This is a genomic window from Streptomyces anthophorae (assembly GCF_049310305.1).
GTDB lineage: Bacteria > Actinomycetota > Actinomycetes > Streptomycetales > Streptomycetaceae > Streptomyces.
Genome location: NZ_JBLWQQ010000001.1, coordinates 4,992,057 through 5,012,113, shown reverse-complemented (window position 1 = coordinate 5,012,113; position 20,057 = coordinate 4,992,057). Strand labels below are relative to the sequence as shown.

The following is a 20,057-nucleotide window of genomic DNA, read 5'->3' as shown; positions in this document are numbered from 1 at the left end:
GCCCACGGCCTACGGTCCCTCGGATGGGTGATCCTGAGCAATTATGGGCGTGCCTTACGGGGCTTCGTGAGCGCCGTCCGTCCTGTTGTGCACCCGCGCGACCCAGTCCGCCGGTTTGGCGATCTCCGCCTTCGTCGGCAGCGTGTTGGGAGACGTCCACACCCGGTTGAAGCCGTCCATGCCGACCTCGTCGACGACGGCCCGGACGAACTTCTCGCCGTCGCGGTACTGGCGCAGCTTCGCGTCGAGGCCGAGGAGCTTGCGCAGGGCCAGGTCGAGCCGGGACGCGCCCTTCTGCCTGCGCTGTTGGAACTTCTCGCGGATCTCCTCGACGGACGGCACGACGGCCGGGCCCACGCCGTCCATCACATAGTCCGCGTGCCCTTCGAGCAGCGACATGACGGCGGTGAGGCGGGCGAGGATCTCGCGCTGCGCCGGGGTCTGCACCAGTTCGACGAGCGAGCGTCCGCCATCGTCCTCCTCGCCCTCGGGGCGCCCTCCGGCCAGCGACTGGGCCGCTTCCCGTACGCGCTCCAGGAACGTCGTCGGGTCGACCTCGGTCTCCTCCAGGAATGACTGGATCTCGCCCTCGAGGTGGTCGCGCAGCCAGGGCACGGCCGTGAACTGGGTGCGGTGCGTCTCCTCGTGGAGGCAGACCCAGAGCCTGAAGTCGTGCGGCTCCACGTCGAGTTCGCGCTCCACGTGCACGATGTTCGGCGCGACGAGCAGGAGCCTGCCGCCGCCGTTCGGCGCGGCGGGCAGGTCACGGGTGGCAGGGGCGAAGGTCTCGTACTGGCCGAGGACGCGGGAGGACAGGAACGAGAGCAGCATGCCGAGTTCGACGCCGGTGACCTTGCCGCCGACCGCGCCGAGCATCGCGGGGCCCGGTCCCGAGCCGCGCCGCTCGTTCATCTTGTCGAGCAGCGGCCTGAGCACCTCACGGAAGCCCGCGACGTTGGCCTTCACCCAGCCGGGCCGGTCGACCACGAGCACCGGGGTGTCGTGGTCGGAGTCGGTGGCCATCCGCGTGTACGCGCGCACGTGCTCCTCGGAGGCCTTGGCGTGCCGGCGCAGCTCCGCCACGACGGCCCGCGCCTCGTCCCGGCTGACCTCGGGACCTGGTCGTACGAGTCGGGTCGCGGTCGCCACCGCGAGGTTCCAGTCGACCATTCCCGAAGATGCAGCACCGCCGAGGCTCGTCATGCGTCAACGGTACGTGACCCCTCGCGTACGGGAAGAGGGGTCGGCCCCGGAGTGCCGCCCCACTTCGGCCCCTCGGAACCCTTAAGGGTTCACCTACAGCCGCAGTTCGCGACGGAGGAGGCGAGGCGGTCGAGGCCCGACTGGGCGGCCTTGGGGTCCGTGGCGCCCTCCGTCATGAAGGCGAAGACGAGGAGGCGTCCGTCGGCGTCGACGACCGTCCCGGCGAGCGTGTTGACGCCGGTGAGGGTGCCGGTCTTGGCGCGGACCAGGCCGGTTCCCGAGGCGTCGGCGGCGTCCTCGTAGCGGCTCGCGAGGGTTCCGGTGAAGCCGGCGACCGGCAGGCCCGTCAGGACGGAGCGCAGTTCCGGGCGGGACGGGTCGGCGGCCTTGGCGAGCAGCCCGGTGAGCAGGTCCGCGGAGACCTTGTCGGCGCGGTCGAGGCCGCTGCCGTCGGCGAAGCGGGTGTCCTCGACGGGGAGGCGGAGCTTTTCGAGCTGCTTCTTCACGGCCTTGCCCGCGCCGTCGAAGTCGTGGCTCCCGCCCGCGGCGATCGCGGTCTGCCGGGCGAGCGCCTCGGCGATGTCGTTGTCGCTGTGCGTCAGCATCCGCTCGACGAGGGCGGAGAGCGGCGGCGAGGAGACCTCCGCGAGCTTCTCGGCCTTGCCGGACGCCTTGCCGGAGGCCGGATCGCCCTTGGTCTTGATGCCGCGGTCGTTCAGCAGGTCCGCGAACTTCTTCGCCGCGGCGGCCGCCGGATCGCCCTCGCGCGCGGCCGGTCCGCTGTCGGAGTCGTCGGTGCGGGCCTCGTCGGCCATCAGCGGGGTGACCCGGGCGAGGTTCTCGTTGGGGCCGATGGGGTGGGTGTCGGGTCCCGAGTACAGCGAGGTGTCGTACGTGAGGGTGATCTCGCCGATGTCGCGTCCCTTGAGGTCCTTGGCGGTCTCGTCGGCGAGAGTGCCCAGGTCGGCGGCACCGTAAGGATTCTTCTCGCGGGCGGTCAGGGTCGGATCGCCGCCGCCCACCAGGATCAGCTTCTTGGAGTCCTTCTCCAGGGCCGTACGGGTGGCGATGCGGTGGTCGGGGCCCGCGGCGGAGAGGGCCGCGACCGCCGTGGCCAGCTTCGTCGTGGACGCCGGGGTGAGGGTGTCGCCCGGCGACCTTCCGTAGAGCCTCTTTCCGGTGACGGCGTCGACGACCGCGGCCGTGCGCCTGCCGCCGAGCGCGGAGCCCTTGAAGAGGGGGTCGAGCACATCGGCCAGGGCGCTCTTCGTGGGGCCCGGCACGGACGCGCCGGGGGCCGAGAGGACCACGGGCGCGCTCGGCGCCGCCTCGGCCTCACGGCCGTGATCTGTGCCACCTCCGGCCTCCGAGGAGGCGGCCCGGTCGGACTCGGCCTTACGCTGACCCGAAGCGTCCCAGGGACCGGCCGCGACCGCCACGACGGCCGCGAGGGCGAGACCCACCGCCGTCGCGCCCACCGTGACGTGCTTGGTCTTGGATCCGGCAACAGTCTTCGCCGCACTCTTCACGAGCTGCGAAGCCTTCGGCTCCGGCACCGCGGACCAGCCCCTTTCGCGATCACACATCTGCGTAGGGGACACTTAACCACCAGACGTTTGTGTTGATCATTGAGGAGCCACCGGTGGAGTTCGACGTTCTGATCGAGATTCCGAAGGGATCGCGGAACAAGTACGAGGTCGACCACGAGACCGGTCGCATCCGCCTCGACCGTCGTCTGTTCACGTCGACCGCGTACCCGACGGACTACGGCTACGTCGAGGACACCCTCGGCGAGGACGGCGACCCGCTGGACGCCCTGGTCATCCTGGACGAGCCGACGTTCCCGGGCTGCCTCATCAAGTGCCGCGCGATCGGCATGTTCCGGATGACGGACGAGGCCGGCGGCGACGACAAGCTGCTGTGCGTCCCGGCGACGGACCCGCGGATGGAGCACCTGCGCGACATCCAGCACGTGTCGGAGTTCGACCGCCTGGAGATCCAGCACTTCTTCGAGGTCTACAAGGACCTGGAGCCCGGCAAGTCCGTCGAGGGCGCCGACTGGGTCGGCCGTACCGAGGCCGAGGCCGAGATCGAGCGTTCCTACAAGCGCGCGCAGGACAACGGCGGCCACTGAGTCACCAGCGTTCACGTCCGGGCCGCCCCCCTGGGGCGGCCCGTTCGCGTATCTGTGCGCATACTGAGGCGTACGTGCGGTACATGGATACGCAGCGATGTGAAGGGCGAGGAACGACAGAGGTGACGGAGCGGGAGTCCGAGGCCCCCGAGGACCGCAAGCCGCAGTCCGACGAGGCGCGCAGCGCGTTCACGCAGCCGATCGGGATCATCACGCCGCCCCCGGTGGTCGACGAGGACTCGTCGACCACATCGGAGTTCGCGGTGCCCAATGGGCTGAACGTGCAGGCACCGGAGCCGGTGGACACGGAGGGCTCGGCGTTCACGCCGCCGCGGACGTACAGCGCCCGCGAGTCGCCGCCCGCGTTCACCCCGCCGCAGGGCATTCCCATGGTCAAGCTGATCAAGGAGGCGCCCTGGCAGGACCGGATGCGCACGATGCTGCGGATGCCGGTCGCCGAGCGGCCCGCCCCCGACCTCGTGCAGAAGCACGACGAGGAGTCGGGCCCCGCCGTCCCGCGCGTGCTCGACCTGACGCTGCGTATCGGTGAGCTGCTGCTCGCCGGTGGTGAGGGCGCCGAGGACGTGGAGGCGGCGATGTTCGCCGTGTGCCGGTCCTACGGGCTCGACCGCTGCGAGCCGACGGTGACGTTCACCCTGCTGTCGATCAGCTTCCAGCCGTCCCTGGTGGACGACCCGGTGACGGCCTCGCGCACCGTGCGGCGCCGCGGCACCGACTACACGCGTCTCGCGGCCGTGTACCGGCTCGTCGACGACCTCAGCGACGAGGAGACCGAGGTCTCCCTGGAGGAGGCCTACCGGCGCCTCGCCGAGATCCGCAGGAACCGGCACCCCTACCCGGGCTGGGCGCTCACCGGGGCGAGCGGGCTGCTCGCCGGTTCTGCCTCGATCCTGGTCGGCGGTGACCTGCTGGTGTTCGTCGTCGCCGCGATAGGCGCGATGCTCGGCGACCGGCTCGCGTGGCTCTGCGCGGGGCGCGGGTTCCCGGAGTTCTACCAGTTCACGGTGGCCGCGATGCCGCCCGCCGCGATGGGCATCGCGCTGACGCTCGCGCACGACTACGTGGATGTGCGGGCGTCCGCGGTGATCACCGGTGGGCTGTTCGCCCTGCTGCCGGGGCGGGCCCTCGTGGCCGGTGTGCAGGACGGCCTGACCGGTTTCTACATCACGGCCGCCGCCCGCCTGCTCGAAGTCATGTACTTCTTCGTGGGCATCGTCATCGGCGTCCTGATCATGCTCTACGTGGGTGTGCAGCTGCATGCCCAGCTCGATCCGGAGGAGTTGCTGAAGGGCACCGACCGGCCGGTCTGGCAGATCCTCGCGTCGATGTCGCTGTCGCTCGCGTTCGCCGTGCTGCTTCAGCAGGAGCGGGCGACGGTGATCGCCGTGACGCTCAACGGCGGGGTCGCGGGCGCGATCTTCGGGGCGCTGCACTACCAGGGCGGGATCTCGCCGGTGGCCGCGACGGCCGCGGCGGCGGGGCTCGTGGGCCTGTTCGGGCAGCTCTTCTCGCGCTACCAGTTCGCCTCGGCGCTGCCGTACGTGACGGCCGCGATCGGTCCGCTGCTGCCCGGTTCGGCGACGTACTTCGGTCTGCTGGCGATCGCGCACAGCGATGTGAACAGCGGGCTCACCTCGCTGTCCAAGGCGGCGGCGCTCGCCCTCGCCATCGCGATCGGGGTGAACCTCGGTGGCGAGATCTCCCGCCTGTTCCTCCAGGGCCCGGGCGCCGCGGGACGGCGCGCGGCCAAGCGCACGAGGGGCTTCTAGCGCTTCGCGTGGCGGCGGCGCGGCGGCGCGGGCGGGGTGTCGCCGGGGCCGCCGGGCTCCCCCGCCTGCGCGGAGCGGGCGGCTTCCTTCTTCGACTTGCCGCGGGCCCGCAGGAACTCGATCACGATCGGCACCACCGAGATCAGGACGATCAGGATCAGGATCGCCTCGATGTTCTTGTGCACGAACTCGATGTTGCCGAGCCAGGAGCCGAGCAGCGTCACGCCCGCGCCCCACAGGACGCCGCCGATCACGTTGTACGTGATGAACGAGCGGTACCTCATGCCGGAGACACCGGCGATGATCGGCGTGAACGTGCGGACGATCGGCACGAAGCGGGCCAGGACCAGCGACTTCGGCCCGTGCTTCTCGAAGAACTCGTGCGCCTTCTGCACGTTCTCCTGCTTGAACAGCTTGGAGTCGGGGCGCCGGAACAGCGCGGGGCCGACCTTCTTGCCGAAGAGATAGCCCGCCTGGTCGCCCAGGACCGCCGCGACGCAGATCAGCGCGACCGCGCCCCACAGCGGGAAGTCCAGGGTGCCCGCGGTGATCAGCAGACCCGTGGTGAACAGCAGCGAGTCGCCCGGCAGGAAGAAGCCGATCAGCAGCCCCGACTCGGCGAACACGATCAGCAGCAGGCCCCAGATGCCGAACGTGTTCAGCAGATAGTCCGGGTCCAGCCAGCTTGGTCCTAGAGCAAGCGTCATCACGGGTCCGGACTCCTGAGGGGCTTGGTGACAAAGGCAGGGCAAGGCAACGGCGATGCAAAGTTATCAACGCCGGTCGTGCCCGCCAGGTTCCAGTGGCCCCCTCAGGATGCACTGTGCGGAAACTGTGGCATACCTGTGGTTCAGCCGTTCCGTACCGAGTTGGCGTGGATCGCGGTGCTGAGGTGGTCGGCGAGCCCCTCGCCCAGGGCGTCGTAGTACGCCTTGAAGCGCTCGTCGGCCACGTACATGGCGCCGAGGCAGGCGTGCATCTGGTGCGGGCAGTCGTAGAACCACCGCGAGATCTGGTCGCGGTGCTCCTCGGCCAGATCCATGGCGCGCTCGCCGTCCGCCGGTTCGCCGGCCGCGACGAGGGCCGCGTAGCGCGCGAGCCAGTCGTCGTTCTCGGCCTTCATGCGCAGCCAGTCCTCCTTGGAGTACGTCGCGGCGCGGCGCTGCGACTCGGCGTACGCCTCGGTGTTGCCCCAGCGCTGCTCGGTCTCCTCCGAGTACTCCACGGGGTCCTTGTCCCCGAAGACCTCGAAGCGCTCTTCCGGGGTGAGCTGGATGCCCATCTTCTGTGCCTCCATGGCGTGTTCGACGGCCTCGGCCATCTTCTGCAGTTTCTCGATGCGGACGGTCAGCAGTTCGTGCTGGCGCCGCAGGTGCTCGCGCGGGTCGGACGCCGGGTCGTCGAGCAGGGCCTGGATCTCGTCGAGCGGGAAGCCGAGCTCCCGGTAGAAGAGGACCTGCTGGAGCCGGTCGAGGTCGGCCTCTCCGTAGCGGCGGTGTCCCGCCGTGCTGCGCTCGCTCGGGGTGAGCAGGCCGATCTCGTCGTAGTGGTGCAGGGTGCGCACCGTGGTTCCGGCGAAGCGGGCGACCTGGCCCACGGAGTAGCTCATCCGCCGTACCTCCTTCCTCGTACGTGATTCAGCTTGGGGCCTCACGTGACGTGAGGTGCAAGTCGATTCCTTCGGCGGATTTTCGGGGTGTTATGCGTTTTATGTCCGCTTAGGGTGGCGCCGTGAGCACGCATACCGAGATCGAACCGCCGCCCCCGTCCGAGCCCCCGTCCGCCGTCTCCGCTCGCACCCTGCTGCCGTTCGTGCTGCCCGCCCTGGTGGTGGGCGTCGGTTGCAGCCTGCTGTTCCTCGCGCTCGACCGGATCGCGGAGAAGCTGGCCGGACTGGTGTGGGAAGACCTCCCCGACGCCCTTGGCATCGGTGGCTACTCCACGCTGTGGATCATCGTGATGCTCACCGTCACGGGCGTCCTCGTCGGGCTCGTGGTCTGGAAGGTGCCGGGCCACGCGGGCCCCGACCCGGCCACGATGGGGCTCGGCGGCGAGGCCCCGCTGCCCCCGTACGTGCTGCCGGGGCTCGCGCTCGCCGCCGCGCTGATGCTGGCCGGCGGGCCGAGCCTGGGCCCGGAGAACCCGATCATCGCGGTGAACGTGGGACTCGCGTTCTGGCTCGGCAAGAAGCTGTTGCCGCGGTCCCCCGCGACGATGTGGGTGAGCCTCGCGACGGCGGCGACCGTCGGCGCCCTGTTCGGTACGCCGATCGCGGCCGCGCTGCTCGTCTCGGAGACGCTGGCCGGCAAGGCGATGCCGATGAAGGGCTCGCTGTGGGACAACATGTTCGGGCCCCTGCTCGCGGCGGCCGCGGGCTCCATGACCACCGCCCTGGTCGCCTCGCCCTCCTTCGACCTGGGCCTGCCGCCGCTGAGCGACCCCGACTGGGTGGACCTCGTCTCGTCGATCGTCGTCGCGTGCGCGGCAGCGGTGTTCGCGATGACCGCCGTCTACGCCTTCCCCTACGTGCACCGGGCCTTCGGCCGCCTCGGCCACCCGATGCTGACGCTGCCGCTCGGCGGGCTCGTGCTCGGCCTGCTCGGGGCGCTCGGCGGCGAACTGACCCTGTTCAAGGGGCTCGCGGAGGTCAAGGAGATCGCCGGTTCCCCGGACGGCTGGTCGGCCGGGGAGTTCGCCCTGATGACCGTGGTGAAGCTGGCCGCGCTGCTGATCGCCGCCACGTGCGGGTTCCGCGGCGGGCGGATCTTCCCCGCCGTCTTCGTGGGCGCGGCCTTCGGCCTCTTCGCGCACGCGCTCGTGCCCGGCGTGAACCCGTCCGTCGGCATCGCGGCCGGGGTTCTCGGGGTGCTGCTCGCGGTCACCCGGCAGGGCTGGGTCAGCCTCTTCACGGCGGCCGTCCTGGTCGCGTCCCCCGCGATCATCGCCCTGATGTGCATCGCGTCACTGCCCGCCTGGCTCCTGGTGACGGGACGCCCGCAGATGCAACTGTCGGAGGACGGATCGGCGATCCGCTGAGCGCGACGGAAACGACGCAACTTCCCTTTCTCCCGAAGGAGTTGACCCTCATGTCACCGCTGCATCAGAGTCCGGCCGACCGCTACGGCAAGCCCGACGAGCGACCGGTCGCCGTCAACCCCTTCTACGGGGAGGCGAATCCGACGGCCGGGATGACGGACGCCCCGCCCAAGCACCGGCTGCCGCAGGGCCCGCTCGCGCCCATGACCGCGTACCAACTGGTCCGCGACGAGCTGATGCTGGACGGGAACGCGCGCCTCAACCTCGCCACCTTCGTCACGACGTGGATGGAGCCGCAGGCCGGTGTCCTCATGGGCGAGTGCCGGGACAAGAACATGATCGACAAGGACGAGTACCCGCGGACGGCGGAGCTGGAGCGGCGCTGCGTCGCGATGCTCGCCGATCTGTGGAACGCACCCGATCCGTCCACCGCCGTCGGGTGTTCGACCACCGGGTCGAGCGAGGCGTGCATGCTCGCCGGGATGGCGCTCAAGCGGCGCTGGGCACTCAAGAACGCCGACCGCTACCCCTCGCGCGAGGCCCGCCCCAATCTCGTCATGGGCGTGAACGTGCAGGTCTGCTGGGAGAAGTTCTGCAATTTCTGGGAGGTGGAGGCGCGCCAGGTGCCGATGGAGGGCGGCCGGTTCCACCTCGACCCGGCGGCGGCAGCGGAGCTGTGCGACGAGAACACGATCGGCGTCGTCGGCATCCTCGGCTCGACGTTCGACGGTTCGTACGAGCCGATCGCGGAGCTGTGCGCGGCGCTCGACGGGTTGCAGGAGCAGACGGGCCTCGACATCCCCGTGCACGTGGACGGGGCCTCGGGCGCGATGGTCGCCCCGTTCCTCGACCCGGATCTGGTGTGGGACTTCCGGCTGCCGCGGGTGGCGTCGATCAACACGTCGGGCCACAAGTACGGGCTCGTCTACCCGGGCGTCGGCTGGGCCCTGTGGCGCGACGCGGAGGCGCTGCCGGAGGAACTCGTCTTCCGGGTCAACTACTTGGGCGGGGACATGCCGACGTTCGCGCTCAACTTCTCGCGGCCGGGGGCGCAGGTGGTCGCCCAGTACTACACGTTCCTGCGCCTCGGCAGGGAGGGCTACCGGGCCGTCCAGCACGCCACGCGGCAGGTGGCGCGCGGACTCGCGGAGCGGATCGAGGCGCTGGGCGACTTCCAGCTCCTGACGCGGGGCGACGAGCTGCCGGTGTTCGCGTTCACCACGGCGCCCGAGGTCACGGCGTACGACGTGTTCGACGTGTCGCGGCGGCTGCGGGAGCGGGGGTGGCTCGTGCCGGCGTACACGTTCCCCGCGCACCGGGAGGATCTGGCGGTGCTGCGGGTGGTGTGCCGCAACGGGTTCTCGTCCGACCTGGCGGAGCTGCTCGTGGAGGACCTGGGGCGGCTGCTGCCGGAGCTGCGGCAGCAGCCGCATCCCTTCACGCGGGACCGGGGCGCGGCCACCGGGTTCCACCACTAGGGCCTGCTAGCGGTTCAGCCCCGCGAACCTCCGTACCGCCAGCGGGAAGAAGACCGCCACGAGCCCCACCGGCCACGCCACCGCGAGCCACACCTCGTCCGCGCCGCCCGGGTTGCCGAACAGATACCGGACCGACGAGGCCGTGGCCGACATCGGGTTCCACTCCACGACCGCGCCCAGCCAGTCCGGCATGGCCTGCGGCACCGCGAAGGCGTTGGAGAGGAACCCGACCGGCCACACCAGGATCTGCACGGCCTGCACCAGCTCCGGCCTCCCCGCCACCATGGCCAGCCAGATGCCCGCCCACAGCATCGCGAAGCGCAGCAGGAGCAGCAGCCCGAAGGCCCCGAGCACCGCGCCGAACGAGCCGTGCACCCGCCAGCCGATCGCGAACCCGACCCCCGCCATGACCACGATCGACGCCGCCGACTGGAGCATGTCCGCCACCGAACGGCCCACGAGGACCGCGCCGTTGGTCATCGGCATGGACCGGAACCGGTCGACCACCCCCTTGTTGAGGTCCTGGGTGACCGCCAGCATCGTCGACTCCAGGCCGAACGCCATGGTCAGCGCGAGCATGCCGGGGACGAGGAAGTCGACGTAATCGCCTTCGACCCCCTTCCCGCCCCCGACCAGGTAGCCGAACATCACGAGCAGCATCACGGGGAAGACCAGGCCGACCACGACCTGCACCGGTTGCCGCGCCCAGTGGGCGAGTTCGCGGCGGGTCATCGTCCAGGAGTCCGTGACCGCCCAGCTCACCGACGTACTCATGCGGGGACCTCCGTCAGGTGCAGGAACACCTCGTCGAGCGTGGGACGGCGCAGCGCCACGTCCTCCGCCTCGACGCCGGTCTCCTGAAGGGCTCGTACGACATCGGTGAGCGCGGCCATCCGGTCGGCCACCGGGGCGCTCACCAGGCGGCGGTCGGCGTCGACCGTGGCGCCCGCGGGCAGCATCGCGGCCACCCGCGGCAGCTTCGCCGCGTCCCGGACCACCACGTCGATCCGGTCGCCGCCCAGCTTCGCCTTCAGCTCGTCCGGGGTGCCGTCCGCCACGACCCGGCCCCGGTCGACCACCGAGACCCGGTCGGCCAGCTGGTCCGCCTCCTCCAGGTACTGCGTGGTCAGGAGCACCGTCGTGCCGCCGCCGACCAGCGAGCGCACGGCGTCCCAGACCTCGGCGCGGCCCCGCGGATCGAGCCCGGTCGTCGGCTCGTCGAGGAAGAGGACCTCCGGCTCCGTGAGGAGCGATGCGGCGAGGTCGAGGCGGCGCCGCATGCCGCCGCTGTACGCCTTGACCGCCTTGCGGCCGGTGTCCGCGAGGCCGAAGCGGGCCAGGAGCTCGTCGGCCCGAACCCCCGCGCGCCGGGCGGCCAGGTGGTGGAGCCGGCCGAACATCTCCAGGTTCTGCCGACCGCTCAGCTCCTCGTCGAGCGCCGCGTGCTGGCCGAGCAGGCCGATGCGGTGGCGGACCTCGTCCGGGGCGCGCCGCACATCGTGGCCCGCCACCTCGACGCGGCCCGCGTCGGCCCGCAGCAACGTCGTCATGACGCGTACGGCGGTGGTCTTGCCCGCCCCGTTCGGCCCGAGCACGCCGTGCACGGTGCCCCGGCCCACCGTCAGGTCGAGCCCGTCGAGTGCCGCCTTCTCCCCGTACCGCTTACGCACTCCCTCGGCGACGATCGCGTCCGTCATCCGGCTCCCTCCGTGACCCAACCCGTCGTAGTCAAACTTGACTAGATGGACGAAGGTAAGGGAAGCGAGGCCATTCGTCAAACTTGATTAGCGGTCTTTCCCCGCGGCCTGCTCACCCGCCGCGTACGGGTTCTCCTGCCCCTCCGCGAGCACCCCGACGAAGGGTTCGCCCTCGCCCGCGAAGGTGTAGGCGCCCCCCTCGATGCGGGCGATCAGGCCCTTGGTCCACTGCGCGCCGGTGTCGGCGGAGAAGACCCAGTGGTTCATGATCTCGCCGATGTGGCCCAGCTGTTCGGGGCCCTCCTCGGGCGTGTAGTACTCCGTGACGGAGCGCCGCCACTCCTCCATGCCCCGCACCCGCTCCTTGAGCAGACCCACGACCTCGTCGCGCGGCAGGTCCACCATGCAGCCGAGCGCCGCCGTGAGGATGTCGGGCCGCTGGTCGTACGAGGTCAGCGACTCACGGACCAGGGCGAGGTACTCCTCCTGCCCCTGTTCCGTCAGCTCGTACTCGGTGCGCGGCGGGCCGCCGGCCGTGGAGGGCGCGACCTCGTGGGCACGCAGCAGTCCTTGCTTCGCCATCTGCTTGAGCGCGTGGTAGATCGAGCCCGGCTTGGCGTTCGACCACTCGTGGGCGCCCCAGTACTCCAGGTCGTTGCGTACTTGATAGCCGTGCGCGCGGCCGTGCTGGCGTACGGCCCCGAGAACCAGCAGACGGATCGCTGACATGCGGTCCAGCGTAGACGTCGGGGCACAGGAGCCCGCCGCCGGTCAAGCTCCGCACGGAAACGCGTAGGAATTCCCCTACGTTTGACGCTTAGGGAAATTCCTACGTATCTTCGGGCGCATGAACATCACCCACGCCTCCTTCCTCACCCTCCCCGTCGCCGACCAGGACCGCGCCCTGCGCTTCTACGTCGACGTGCTCGGCTTTGACGTCGTCGTCGACCGGGAGATGCCGCCGGGCCGCTGGCTTCAGGTCGCGCCCGCGGGCGCCCAGACCGTCTTCACGCTGGCCGGACCCGGCATGGGCGATTTCACGCCCGGATCGGCGCGGGGGATCATGTTCGTCACGACCGATGTCGACGCCGACTGCGAGCGCCTGAAGGCCGCGGGCGTCGAGGTCAGCGGGCCCGAACAGCTGCCGTGGGGGCGGATGGCGGGCCTGAGCGACCCGGACGGCAACGGCCTGATGCTGATCACCGAGAACGAGACAGGGAGCTTCTGACCGCCATGAACCCCGCGAGCGCGCGCACCGCCACCGGCCAGGACCCGGACCGGATCTTCGCCGCGCTCGCCAACGGCACCCGGCGCGAGATCCTCCACCTGCTGCGGGAGCTGGGACCACAGCCGGCCGGGGCACTGGCGAACCGCTTCGACATGGCCCGGCCCAGCCTCTCCGAACACCTGAGGGTGCTGCGCGAGGCGGGCCTCGTCTCCGAGGAGCGCTCGGGCCGGCAGCGGATCTACCGCCTGGAGGCCGCCCCGCTCGCCGACGTGCAGGACTGGCTGCATCCCTATGAGCGATTCTGGCGGAAGAAGCTGAGTGACCTCGGCGACGTACTGGACGCCATGCCCGACGATGACGCCTCATGAGCACCCCTGAGCCCGGCCCGACGCCCGACCCCACGACCATCACCGTCGACCAGTTCTTCCCCCACCCGCCCGCCAAGGTGTGGCGCGCGCTGACCGAACCCGAGCTGATCCGGCGCTGGATGATGCCGGGAAGCGAAGGGTTCCGGCTCGTGGTCGGACACCGCTACACGATGACGGCGGTGCCGCGCCCCAACACCGGTTTCTCCGGCACGGTCGAGGCGGAGGTGCTCGCCTACGAGGACGGGCGGATGCTGAGGATGCGCTGGGCGGATCGAGATCCGGCCAATTCCGCGGACTGGACGATCACTTGGACTCTGTACGCCGAAGGCCGTGGGACGCGGCTTTTCCTGGTTCATGAAGGATTCGATCCGGACGACCCCGCGCAGGCGATGGCTCGAAAGATCATGGACGGTGGATGGCGGTCGCATGTAATGCGGGCACTGGGGCAGGCGCTTTCCGAGCTGTAACTGCGAGAACACCCCGCGTGCACGTGCATCTGCCCATGCATGGGCATTTGAACGCAGCTATGATCCTGGACAGTTGGGGCAGTTGATCATTGCCGCCCCGGCTTTCGCATTGACCACAGAATCATTCACTGTTACAGCACTGACAGCACCACCGGGGAGCGAACCGTGCACCACGTGTACAACGGCATGGCGGCCACGGAGTTGCACGGAGTGGTCTGGCAGAAGAGCAGGCACAGCAACTCGCAGGGTTCCTGCGTGGAGTTCGCGAAGTTGCCCGGCGGAAGGGTCGCCGTGCGCAACTCGAACTTTCCCGAAGGGCCCGCGCTCGTCTATACGCCCGCGGAGATAGAGGCGATGCTCCTCGGCGTGAAGGACGGGGAATTCGACCATCTGACGGCCGGGGCCTGACGCGACCTCAATAGGGCGGCCGTCAGAACCTGAAGAGCGCCCAGACGACCTTTCCGCTCAGCGCTCCGGCCAAGGGGTGCCAGCCCCAGCTGTCGGCGAAGGAGTCGACGAGGAACAGACCGCGCCCCGACTCCGCCGAGAAGTCGGCGTCGATGTCCACCTCTTGAGCGACCGGACTGTCGTCGCTGGGGTCACGGACCGCGCACACTACGCGCGAAGACCAGTGCATCAAATGGAGCCGTACGGGAGGGTCGTGGCCGTGCGGCGTGTCCGCCGGGAGGCCGTGCCGCAGTGCGTTGGTGACGAGTTCGGAGACGACGAGGCAGATGTCGTCGAAGCGCTCCAGCGCCTCCCAGTCGGCGAGCGTCCTGCGACTGAACTCCCGTGCGCAGCGCACCGCTTCATAGCGGGCGGGCAGAGCACAGGACGCGGTACTGGAGACGGCCGAGGGATCGACCGGAGGCAGGCTCTGCCTCCATGCGTCTAAAGACTCAAGCATGGTCGATCCGTCCGTCCCCATGCGAGGCACTCCCATTTTCGCAGTACGCAGCGAGCGGTGGTGGCGCCATCGTTCCGAATGCGTACAGCGGATGCAAGGGCAGATGCACGTGCACGCGCCCGACTTGAGCAGCGACGTACCGCTTCTCGCTCTTTTCTTCCTACGACTTCTTGCGCATGTAGTTCGTGATCTTTCCGTTTCTGTAACCGAACGAGTACAGGCTGGAGCGTTTTGATGGCAGACTTCGGCCGTGGACCAATGGGGAGGATGAAGAGACGTGACCGCTGGGGAGGCATGGGGGTCGCCCCAGGCGCTGAACTCTGGTGGGGGCTCGGTGGTGCGACGCATCCTGCTGGGCTCGCAACTGAGGCGCCTGCGGGAATCGCACGGGATCACCCGCGAGGCCGCCGGCTACTCGATTCGCGCCTCCGAATCGAAGATCAGCCGCATGGAGTTGGGACGGGTGAGCTTCAAGACGCGCGATGTCGCCGACCTGCTGACGCTGTACGGGGTGGATGACGAGGCGGAGCGCTCCGCCCTGCTCTCGCTCGCGAAAGAGGCCAACGTCGCGGGCTGGTGGCACAGTTACAGCGACGTACTGCCCGGCTGGTTCCCGACGTATCTCGGGCTCGAAGGCGCGGCCACCCAGATCCGCGGCTACGAGGCCCAGTTCGTGCACGGCCTGCTCCAGACCGAGGGGTACGCCCACGCGGTCGTCGAGCAGGGCATGAAGGGGGCCCCGCGCGAGGACGTCGAGCGGCGGGTCGCGCTGCGCATCGAACGGCAGAAGCTGCTGGTCGACGAGCGGGCGCCGGAGGTGCACATCGTGCTCGACGAGGCCACGGTGCGGCGCGTGCAGGGCGGGCGCGAGGTGATGCGCGGACAGCTGGAGCATCTCGTCGAGCTGGCGTCACTCCCCCATCTGACCCTTCAGATCATGCCGTTCAGCCACGGCTGGCACGCGGGCGAGTCCGGCACGTTCACCATTCTCACGTTCCCGGAGTCCGATCTCTCGGACGTCGTCTTCCTCGAACAGCTCACCAGCGCCCTGTATTTGGACAAGCGCGAGGACGTGACGCAGTACGAGAAGGCCATGACGGAACTCTCGGCCCAGTGCCCCTCGCCCGAGGACAGTGTGCGACTGCTCCGTGACGCGTTGTCCGAATTGGCTTGAGCCTGCTGTGAGTTGACGGAACTCCTGCTGCAACTGTCATTACCCGCCCGTACGATGACGTGCATCAGAGGTGCCCGGCGCTGCAGCAAGGGATTACATGTCCTACTTCACGGAACTGGACCGGCAATACATCGACGGCTCGTGGCGTCCCGGACGCGGGGCGTGGGACATCATCGACTTCAATCCCTACAACGGTGACAAACTCGCCTCCATCACCGTCGCCTCCGTGGAAGAGATAGACGAGGCGTACCGCGCGGCCGAAAGGGTCCAGAAGGACTGGGCGGACACCAACGCGTACGCGCGCCGCGCCGTCTTCGAGCGCACCCTGCGCCTCCTGGAGGAGCGCGAGGAGGAGATCACCGAGGCGATCATCGACGAGCTCGGTGGTACGCGGGTCAAGGCCGGCTTCGAGCTGCACCTCGCCAAGGAGTTCCTGCGCGAGTCGGTCCAGCTGGCGCTGCGCCCGCAGTGCAGCGTGATCCCCTCGCCGGTGGACGGCAAGGAGAACCGGCTGTACCGGGTGCCGGTCGGGGTCGTCGGGGTCATCTCGCCGTTCAACTTCCCGTTCCTGCTGTCGCTGAAGTCCGTGGCGCCCGCGCTCGCGCTCGGCAACGGCGTGGTCCTCAAGCCGCATCAGAACACCCCGGTCACCGGTGGTTCGCTGATCGCGAAGCTCTTCGAGGACGCGGGCCTGCCGGCCGGTCTGCTCAACGTCGTCATCACCGACATCGCCGAGATCGGCGACGCGTTCCTGACCCACCCCGTGCCCAAGGTCATCTCCTTCACCGGCTCCGACCAGGTCGGCAGGCACGTCGCGACGGTGTGCGCCGCGCAGTTCAAGCAGTCGATCCTCGAACTCGGCGGCAACAGCGCGCTGACCGTGCTCGACGACGCGGACATCGACTACGCCGTGGACGCCGCGGTCTTCAGCCGGTACGTCCATCAGGGCCAGGTCTGCATGGCGGCGAACCGGATCCTCGTGGACCGCAAGGTGGAGAAGGAGTTCACGGAGAAGTTCGTGGCGAAGGTCTCCTCCCTCAAGTCGGGCGACCCGCGCGATCCCGCCACCGTCATCGGTCCGGTCATCAACTCCACACAGGCGGAGGCGATTTCGAGCGTCGTCGCCACCGCGGTCGCGGAGGGCGCCACCGCTCTCGTGCGCGGGGGCGTGGACGGGAACATCGTGGAACCGGTCGTGCTGACCGGGCTGCCCGCCGACTCCCCCGTCCTGCGGCAGGAGATCTTCGGGCCCGTCGCCCTGCTCATCCCGTTCGACGGGGACGAGGAGGCGGTGCGGATCGCGAACGACACCCCGTACGGGCTGAGCGGCGCCGTGCACACGGGCGACGTGGAGCGCGGGGTGGCCTTCGCCCAGCGGATCGACACCGGCATGTTCCATGTGAACGACGGGACCGTGCACGACGAGCCGCTCGTCGCCTTCGGCGGGCAGAAGCAGTCGGGAATCGGGCGGCTCAACGGCGAGGCGACGCTGGAGGCGTTCACCACGCAGAAGTGGATATCGGTGCAGCGGGGACGCTCGCAGTTCCCGTTCTGAGGACGTACTGAGACGTACTGAGGTTGGGAGACGTTGTGCGCAGCAGGACCGTGCGGTGCGGAGTGGGCGCTGCCGCCCTGGTGGTGGCGCTCGCCCTCGGCGGGTGCAGCGGCGGGGGCGACGACGGCGGCGACGGCGGAAAGGACCAGGGGAAGGGTTCCGGCTCGGCCTCGTCCGCTGCCTCCGACTCCGCCTCGAAGGGAAGCTCGTCGGCACCCGACGAGGAGTCGTCCGCCGGGTCGGCGGCCGGGCCCGGTACCGCGAAGGATGCCGAGGGTGTGTGGAAGGCGTCCGGCGGCGGCAAGCCCGTCGTCCTCGTCGTCGGCGCGAGGCAGGCCGCGCTGACCACCGCCGACGGACACCTGTGCACCGGGACCCTGGCGGGCACCGGGAAGCCGGCGATCACGCTCAGGTGCGCCGACGGGAACACCGACCGCACGAAGGGCGCGGTCGAGTCCAACGACGGCGGCACGATGCGGGTCTCGTGGGACGGCGGCAAGCAGGACACGTTCAAGAAGGCGAAGGGCGGCGAGCTGCCGACCGGGCTGCCCAGCGGCCTCCCGACGAACTGAGCCGCCCCTGGTGTCACCGCTGGTCGGTCGACTCCCTGGTCATCGGCGGCACGTCGGTGTCCAGGGCGTCGGAGAGTTCCTCCAGCGTTTCGAGGAACAGCCCCGCCCCGCGGCGCACCACCCGGTCGGGGACGCCCTCGCCGTCCCACGCTTCGAGGGCCTCGCGGACCGGCTTCCAGCGCGGGATCCGGCGCTCGCGGATGGCCTGGGCACCGTCGCGGGTCGCGGCGCGCAGCGCGTCGGCGAGCGCGTCCGCGGCGGGCACCGGGGTGGCACCGCGCTCCGGCAGGTGCGCCTCCATCAGCATCACGACCCGGCCGATGTGGTGCAGGGCGTGCGCGGCCTCGTCGGCGGCGGCGTTGGAAAGGCCGCGGTGCCGTACGGGTTCGGTCTTGGCGCGGGCCGCGGCCTGCTCCCAGGCGATGTGCGCGTCCCGGGCCTTGAGCAGGGCCTCGCGCACGTCCGGGCAGCTCTTGCCCGCCGGGCTCGCGTAGTGGGCGACGACCGCGGCGGCGTACTCGCCGAGCGCGGCCAGCCAGTCGGCGAGCCGGGTGCGCAGGCGGGGGGTCTCCCAGGCCGGGTACAGGGCGTACGACAGCATCGCGAGCACGCCGCCGACCAGTGTCAGGACGACGCGTTCGGGGACCGTCTGGCTCCACTCCTGGCCGCCCATGCCGAGCAGGAACACCACGTACATGGCGACGCAGGCCTGGGCGGCGAGCTGTCCCGTGCGCATCAGCAGGTACATCAGCGCCGCGCACACCACGGCGAGCAGCGCGGAGAGATACGTGCCGGGGTGCGCGAGCTGGAGGATCGCGGTGGCCGCGGTGACGCCGACGAGCGTGCCGCCGAATCGTGCGACGGCGCGGGAGTACGTCTGCGAGAAATCGGGCCGCATCACCATCACGGCGGACATCGGGGCCCAGTAGCCGTGGCCGTACGGGAGGACCTCGCCGATGAGGTACCCGGCGACGGCGACCGCGGCGACGCGGTTCGCGTGCCGCAGCACGGGGGACCCTGGCCGGGCCTCCCGCCGGATGGCCCGCACGGCGACGGGCAGCAACGTGAAAACACTGGGCCGCCGAAGCGGTTGGGCGGGTCCCTCAAGCCCCTGCGGCGATTGAGCAGCGGGGTCCGGGGCGGAGCCCCGTGCGGTGCCGGGGTCGGCGGCGTCGTCATCGGCGCGCGGCACCGTGGGCCGCCTTGCCCACCCTGCCGCCCGATGGGGTCTCCCCTGCTCGGAGCCTGTCGCAGAGCTTGGGGAAGGCAGATTGCCCAAGGCTGGGTCGGCATCATCAGGCCCGTCCGGCGGGTGGGCACTTTCTTGCCCGTCCGGCGGGTGGGCAAAATCAAGCCCCGCCGGCGATTGAGGCGCGGGGTCCGGGGCGGAGCCCCGTGGCGTGGGGACGGGGTCCCCTGACTCGTCGGACAGCCGCACCCCGCCCGCCGTCTCCAGGACATCCCGCAGAAGCGACCCCAGACGGTTGGCCGCACGCTGCGGCGGCCCGGACAGAATGCCCCCGGTATCCGGGGACCGGAACGCCGCGATCGCATCCGGCGGCACCTCCACCCGGGACCCGTGCCGGATGGCCCTCGCCGCGGCGTCCAGAATCGCCCCCGCCGCCGCCAGCAACTCCCGCACACGGTCCCGCTCGGGCCCCTCCTCCGGCACCCCGACCGCCGGATCGGCGAGCGAGGCGAGGACCGGGCGGATGCGCTCCGCGACCCCCCGCGCACCGTGCAGCTGCGCGGGCCGCGTCCTGGCCTGCCGCGGCGTGAGCGCGGCCGCGTTGCGCGCCAGCATCAGCGGCTCCGGATCGAACGCGGCGACGGGATCGTGCCGCAGCCGCCGCGCGTAGTCCGCCTCCGCCGCGAGCGCGTCGGCGAGGGCGTCACGGTGCGCCCCCCACCGCCGTACGGGGAAGAGGATCACCAGGGCCGCCTGGACCAGGCCGCCGAAGACCATCATCGCCGCGTGGCCCGCGGCCTCGGCGATCGTCGTCGGCAGGGTGATGGTCACCAGCATCATCGCGACGTTCGACGACGCCATGATGCCGATGGTCGGCCCGGCCGCCCAGGCGAGCCCCGCGAGATACGTCCACAGGGCGAGCAGCGGCAGGAAGAAGACGAGGTGGGAGCCGGTGAGATAGCCGAGGAACGTCGAGATGCCGAGGCTCGCGCCGGAGGCGAGCGCGAGTTCGGGCCGCGGCCGCCAGCTCCGCTGGAACGTGGCGATGGCCGCCTGGAACGCGCCGAACGCGGAACCGGCCGCCACCGCGGGACCGAACAGCGACAGACTCACCGCGATCACGATCGCGAGCCCCGCGGCGCCGCGCAGGGCGATCAGCGGTTCGAGACGCTTGCGCTCCACGGTCAGGCCCGAGCGCGTGGTCACCTTCAACGCCCGGAACCAGCTCATTTCGCCAGAATACGGGCATTGGCCGTTCC

At 70.3% G+C, this 20,057-nt stretch carries 19 protein-coding genes and 1 pseudogene; 11 read left to right on the top strand and 9 right to left on the bottom strand.

Annotation, left to right across the window (positions count from 1 at the left end; translation table 11 throughout):
• Positions 1-54 precede the first annotated feature (54 nt).
• Together ACNYS0_RS22850 and dacB are read right to left on the bottom strand one after the other, a co-directional pair.
• A complete protein-coding gene (locus ACNYS0_RS22850; RefSeq protein ID WP_422476350.1) occupies positions 55-1,203 on the bottom strand; it encodes a zinc-dependent metalloprotease in 1,149 nt (382 codons plus the stop codon).
• A gap of 89 nt (positions 1,204-1,292) precedes the next feature.
• A complete protein-coding gene (gene dacB / locus ACNYS0_RS22845; RefSeq protein ID WP_422476349.1) occupies positions 1,293-2,789 on the bottom strand; it encodes a D-alanyl-D-alanine carboxypeptidase/D-alanyl-D-alanine endopeptidase in 1,497 nt (498 codons plus the stop codon).
• A gap of 56 nt (positions 2,790-2,845) precedes the next feature.
• On the opposite strand from dacB, the gene ACNYS0_RS22840 reads away from it, so the two are divergent.
• Positions 2,846-3,337 carry an inorganic diphosphatase gene (locus ACNYS0_RS22840; protein WP_385762809.1) on the top strand — a complete coding sequence of 164 codons (492 nt, stop codon included), beginning with the start codon at positions 2,846-2,848 and terminating at the stop codon, positions 3,335-3,337.
• A gap of 83 nt (positions 3,338-3,420) precedes the next feature.
• Positions 3,421-5,127 (top strand): threonine/serine exporter family protein, encoded by a 1,707-nt coding sequence (locus ACNYS0_RS22835; protein WP_422476348.1) that lies wholly within the window; start codon positions 3,421-3,423, stop codon positions 5,125-5,127.
• A 23-nt stretch (positions 5,128-5,150) separates the two neighbouring features.
• Here the strand turns inward: ACNYS0_RS22835 and ACNYS0_RS22830 are convergent.
• Both ACNYS0_RS22830 and ACNYS0_RS22825 read right to left on the bottom strand, forming a co-directional pair.
• A pseudogene (locus ACNYS0_RS22830) lies at positions 5,151-5,834 on the bottom strand (DedA family protein); the annotation flags it as partial.
• A 143-nt stretch (positions 5,835-5,977) separates the two neighbouring features.
• Positions 5,978-6,736, bottom strand: coding sequence for a MerR family transcriptional regulator (locus tag ACNYS0_RS22825; RefSeq protein WP_422476347.1), 759 nt, complete (start codon positions 6,734-6,736; stop codon positions 5,978-5,980).
• Between the two features lie 122 nt (positions 6,737-6,858).
• On the opposite strand from ACNYS0_RS22825, the gene ACNYS0_RS22820 reads away from it, so the two are divergent.
• Positions 6,859-8,163 (top strand): ion channel protein, encoded by a 1,305-nt coding sequence (locus ACNYS0_RS22820; RefSeq protein WP_422476346.1) that lies wholly within the window; start codon positions 6,859-6,861, stop codon positions 8,161-8,163.
• A 50-nt stretch (positions 8,164-8,213) separates the two neighbouring features.
• On the top strand, positions 8,214-9,641 hold the full coding sequence (gene gad, locus ACNYS0_RS22815; RefSeq protein ID WP_422476345.1) for a glutamate decarboxylase: 1,428 nt from the start codon (positions 8,214-8,216) through the stop codon (positions 9,639-9,641).
• A gap of 6 nt (positions 9,642-9,647) precedes the next feature.
• Here the strand turns inward: gad and ACNYS0_RS22810 are convergent, their stop codons facing one another.
• The 3 genes from ACNYS0_RS22810 to ACNYS0_RS22800 form a co-directional block, all read right to left on the bottom strand.
• Positions 9,648-10,415, bottom strand: a complete 768-nt coding sequence (locus ACNYS0_RS22810) for an ABC transporter permease (protein WP_422476344.1) — start codon at positions 10,413-10,415, stop codon at positions 9,648-9,650.
• Positions 10,412-11,338, bottom strand: a complete 927-nt coding sequence (locus ACNYS0_RS22805) for an ATP-binding cassette domain-containing protein (RefSeq protein WP_422476343.1) — start codon at positions 11,336-11,338, stop codon at positions 10,412-10,414. The genes ACNYS0_RS22810 and ACNYS0_RS22805 overlap by 4 nt, the downstream gene beginning before the upstream one ends.
• A gap of 87 nt (positions 11,339-11,425) precedes the next feature.
• A complete protein-coding gene (locus ACNYS0_RS22800; protein WP_422476342.1) occupies positions 11,426-12,067 on the bottom strand; it encodes a PadR family transcriptional regulator in 642 nt (213 codons plus the stop codon).
• 118 nt (positions 12,068-12,185) lie between these two features.
• Here ACNYS0_RS22800 and ACNYS0_RS22795 point away from each other — a divergent pair, with 118 nt between their 5' ends.
• From ACNYS0_RS22795 to ACNYS0_RS22780, 4 genes are all read left to right on the top strand, one after another.
• Entirely contained in the window at positions 12,186-12,566 is a 381-nt protein-coding gene (locus tag ACNYS0_RS22795; RefSeq protein WP_422476341.1) for a VOC family protein, read from the top strand.
• 5 nt (positions 12,567-12,571) lie between these two features.
• Positions 12,572-12,934: an ArsR/SmtB family transcription factor gene (locus tag ACNYS0_RS22790; RefSeq protein ID WP_422476340.1), complete on the top strand. Its 363-nt coding sequence runs from the start codon at positions 12,572-12,574 to the stop codon at positions 12,932-12,934.
• Positions 12,931-13,401 (top strand): SRPBCC family protein, encoded by a 471-nt coding sequence (locus ACNYS0_RS22785; protein ID WP_422476339.1) that lies wholly within the window; start codon positions 12,931-12,933, stop codon positions 13,399-13,401. Before ACNYS0_RS22790 ends, ACNYS0_RS22785 begins: the two co-directional genes overlap by 4 nt.
• Positions 13,402-13,566: 165 nt before the next feature.
• Positions 13,567-13,809, top strand: coding sequence for a DUF397 domain-containing protein (locus ACNYS0_RS22780; RefSeq protein WP_422408062.1), 243 nt, complete (start codon positions 13,567-13,569; stop codon positions 13,807-13,809).
• A 22-nt stretch (positions 13,810-13,831) separates the two neighbouring features.
• On the opposite strand, the gene ACNYS0_RS22775 is transcribed toward ACNYS0_RS22780, so the two are convergent.
• Positions 13,832-14,329: an ATP-binding protein gene (locus tag ACNYS0_RS22775; protein ID WP_422476338.1), complete on the bottom strand. Its 498-nt coding sequence runs from the start codon at positions 14,327-14,329 to the stop codon at positions 13,832-13,834.
• A gap of 256 nt (positions 14,330-14,585) precedes the next feature.
• Here ACNYS0_RS22775 and ACNYS0_RS22770 point away from each other — a divergent pair, with 256 nt between their 5' ends.
• From ACNYS0_RS22770 to ACNYS0_RS22760, 3 genes are all read left to right on the top strand, one after another.
• Positions 14,586-15,482, top strand: coding sequence for a helix-turn-helix domain-containing protein (locus tag ACNYS0_RS22770; protein ID WP_422476337.1), 897 nt, complete (start codon positions 14,586-14,588; stop codon positions 15,480-15,482).
• Between the two features lie 97 nt (positions 15,483-15,579).
• The gene (locus ACNYS0_RS22765) at positions 15,580-17,037 is read left to right on the top strand and encodes an aldehyde dehydrogenase family protein (protein ID WP_422431175.1); all 1,458 of its coding nucleotides are present in this window, start codon (positions 15,580-15,582) and stop codon (positions 17,035-17,037) included.
• A 35-nt stretch (positions 17,038-17,072) separates the two neighbouring features.
• Positions 17,073-17,609: a hypothetical protein gene (locus ACNYS0_RS22760; protein ID WP_422476336.1), complete on the top strand. Its 537-nt coding sequence runs from the start codon at positions 17,073-17,075 to the stop codon at positions 17,607-17,609.
• A 13-nt stretch (positions 17,610-17,622) separates the two neighbouring features.
• On the opposite strand, the gene ACNYS0_RS22755 is transcribed toward ACNYS0_RS22760, so the two are convergent.
• Positions 17,623-20,028, bottom strand: a complete 2,406-nt coding sequence (locus ACNYS0_RS22755) for an FUSC family protein (RefSeq protein ID WP_422476335.1) — start codon at positions 20,026-20,028, stop codon at positions 17,623-17,625.
• Positions 20,029-20,057 lie beyond the last annotated feature (29 nt).

What these genes read in the sequence shown, in the direction of transcription:
- ACNYS0_RS22825 (WP_422476347.1), bottom strand. Translation starts at nt 6,736, where the DNA reads ATGAGCTACTCCGTGGGCCAGGTCGCCCGCTTCGCCGGAACCACGGTG.
- ACNYS0_RS22810 (WP_422476344.1), bottom strand. Translation starts at nt 10,415, where the DNA reads ATGAGTACGTCGGTGAGCTGGGCGGTCACGGACTCCTGGACGATGACC.
- dacB (WP_422476349.1), bottom strand. Translation starts at nt 2,789, where the DNA reads ATGTGTGATCGCGAAAGGGGCTGGTCCGCGGTGCCGGAGCCGAAGGCT.
- ACNYS0_RS22765 (WP_422431175.1), top strand. Translation starts at nt 15,580, where the DNA reads ATGTCCTACTTCACGGAACTGGACCGGCAATACATCGACGGCTCGTGG.
- ACNYS0_RS22805 (WP_422476343.1), bottom strand. Translation starts at nt 11,338, where the DNA reads ATGACGGACGCGATCGTCGCCGAGGGAGTGCGTAAGCGGTACGGGGAG.
- ACNYS0_RS22835 (WP_422476348.1), top strand. Translation starts at nt 3,421, where the DNA reads ATGGATACGCAGCGATGTGAAGGGCGAGGAACGACAGAGGTGACGGAG.
- ACNYS0_RS22790 (WP_422476340.1), top strand. Translation starts at nt 12,572, where the DNA reads ATGAACCCCGCGAGCGCGCGCACCGCCACCGGCCAGGACCCGGACCGG.
- ACNYS0_RS22795 (WP_422476341.1), top strand. Translation starts at nt 12,186, where the DNA reads ATGAACATCACCCACGCCTCCTTCCTCACCCTCCCCGTCGCCGACCAG.
- ACNYS0_RS22775 (WP_422476338.1), bottom strand. Translation starts at nt 14,329, where the DNA reads ATGGGGACGGACGGATCGACCATGCTTGAGTCTTTAGACGCATGGAGG.
- ACNYS0_RS22755 (WP_422476335.1), bottom strand. Translation starts at nt 20,028, where the DNA reads ATGAGCTGGTTCCGGGCGTTGAAGGTGACCACGCGCTCGGGCCTGACC.
- ACNYS0_RS22785 (WP_422476339.1), top strand. Translation starts at nt 12,931, where the DNA reads ATGAGCACCCCTGAGCCCGGCCCGACGCCCGACCCCACGACCATCACC.
- gad (WP_422476345.1), top strand. Translation starts at nt 8,214, where the DNA reads ATGTCACCGCTGCATCAGAGTCCGGCCGACCGCTACGGCAAGCCCGAC.
- ACNYS0_RS22800 (WP_422476342.1), bottom strand. Translation starts at nt 12,067, where the DNA reads ATGTCAGCGATCCGTCTGCTGGTTCTCGGGGCCGTACGCCAGCACGGC.
- ACNYS0_RS22850 (WP_422476350.1), bottom strand. Translation starts at nt 1,203, where the DNA reads ATGACGAGCCTCGGCGGTGCTGCATCTTCGGGAATGGTCGACTGGAAC.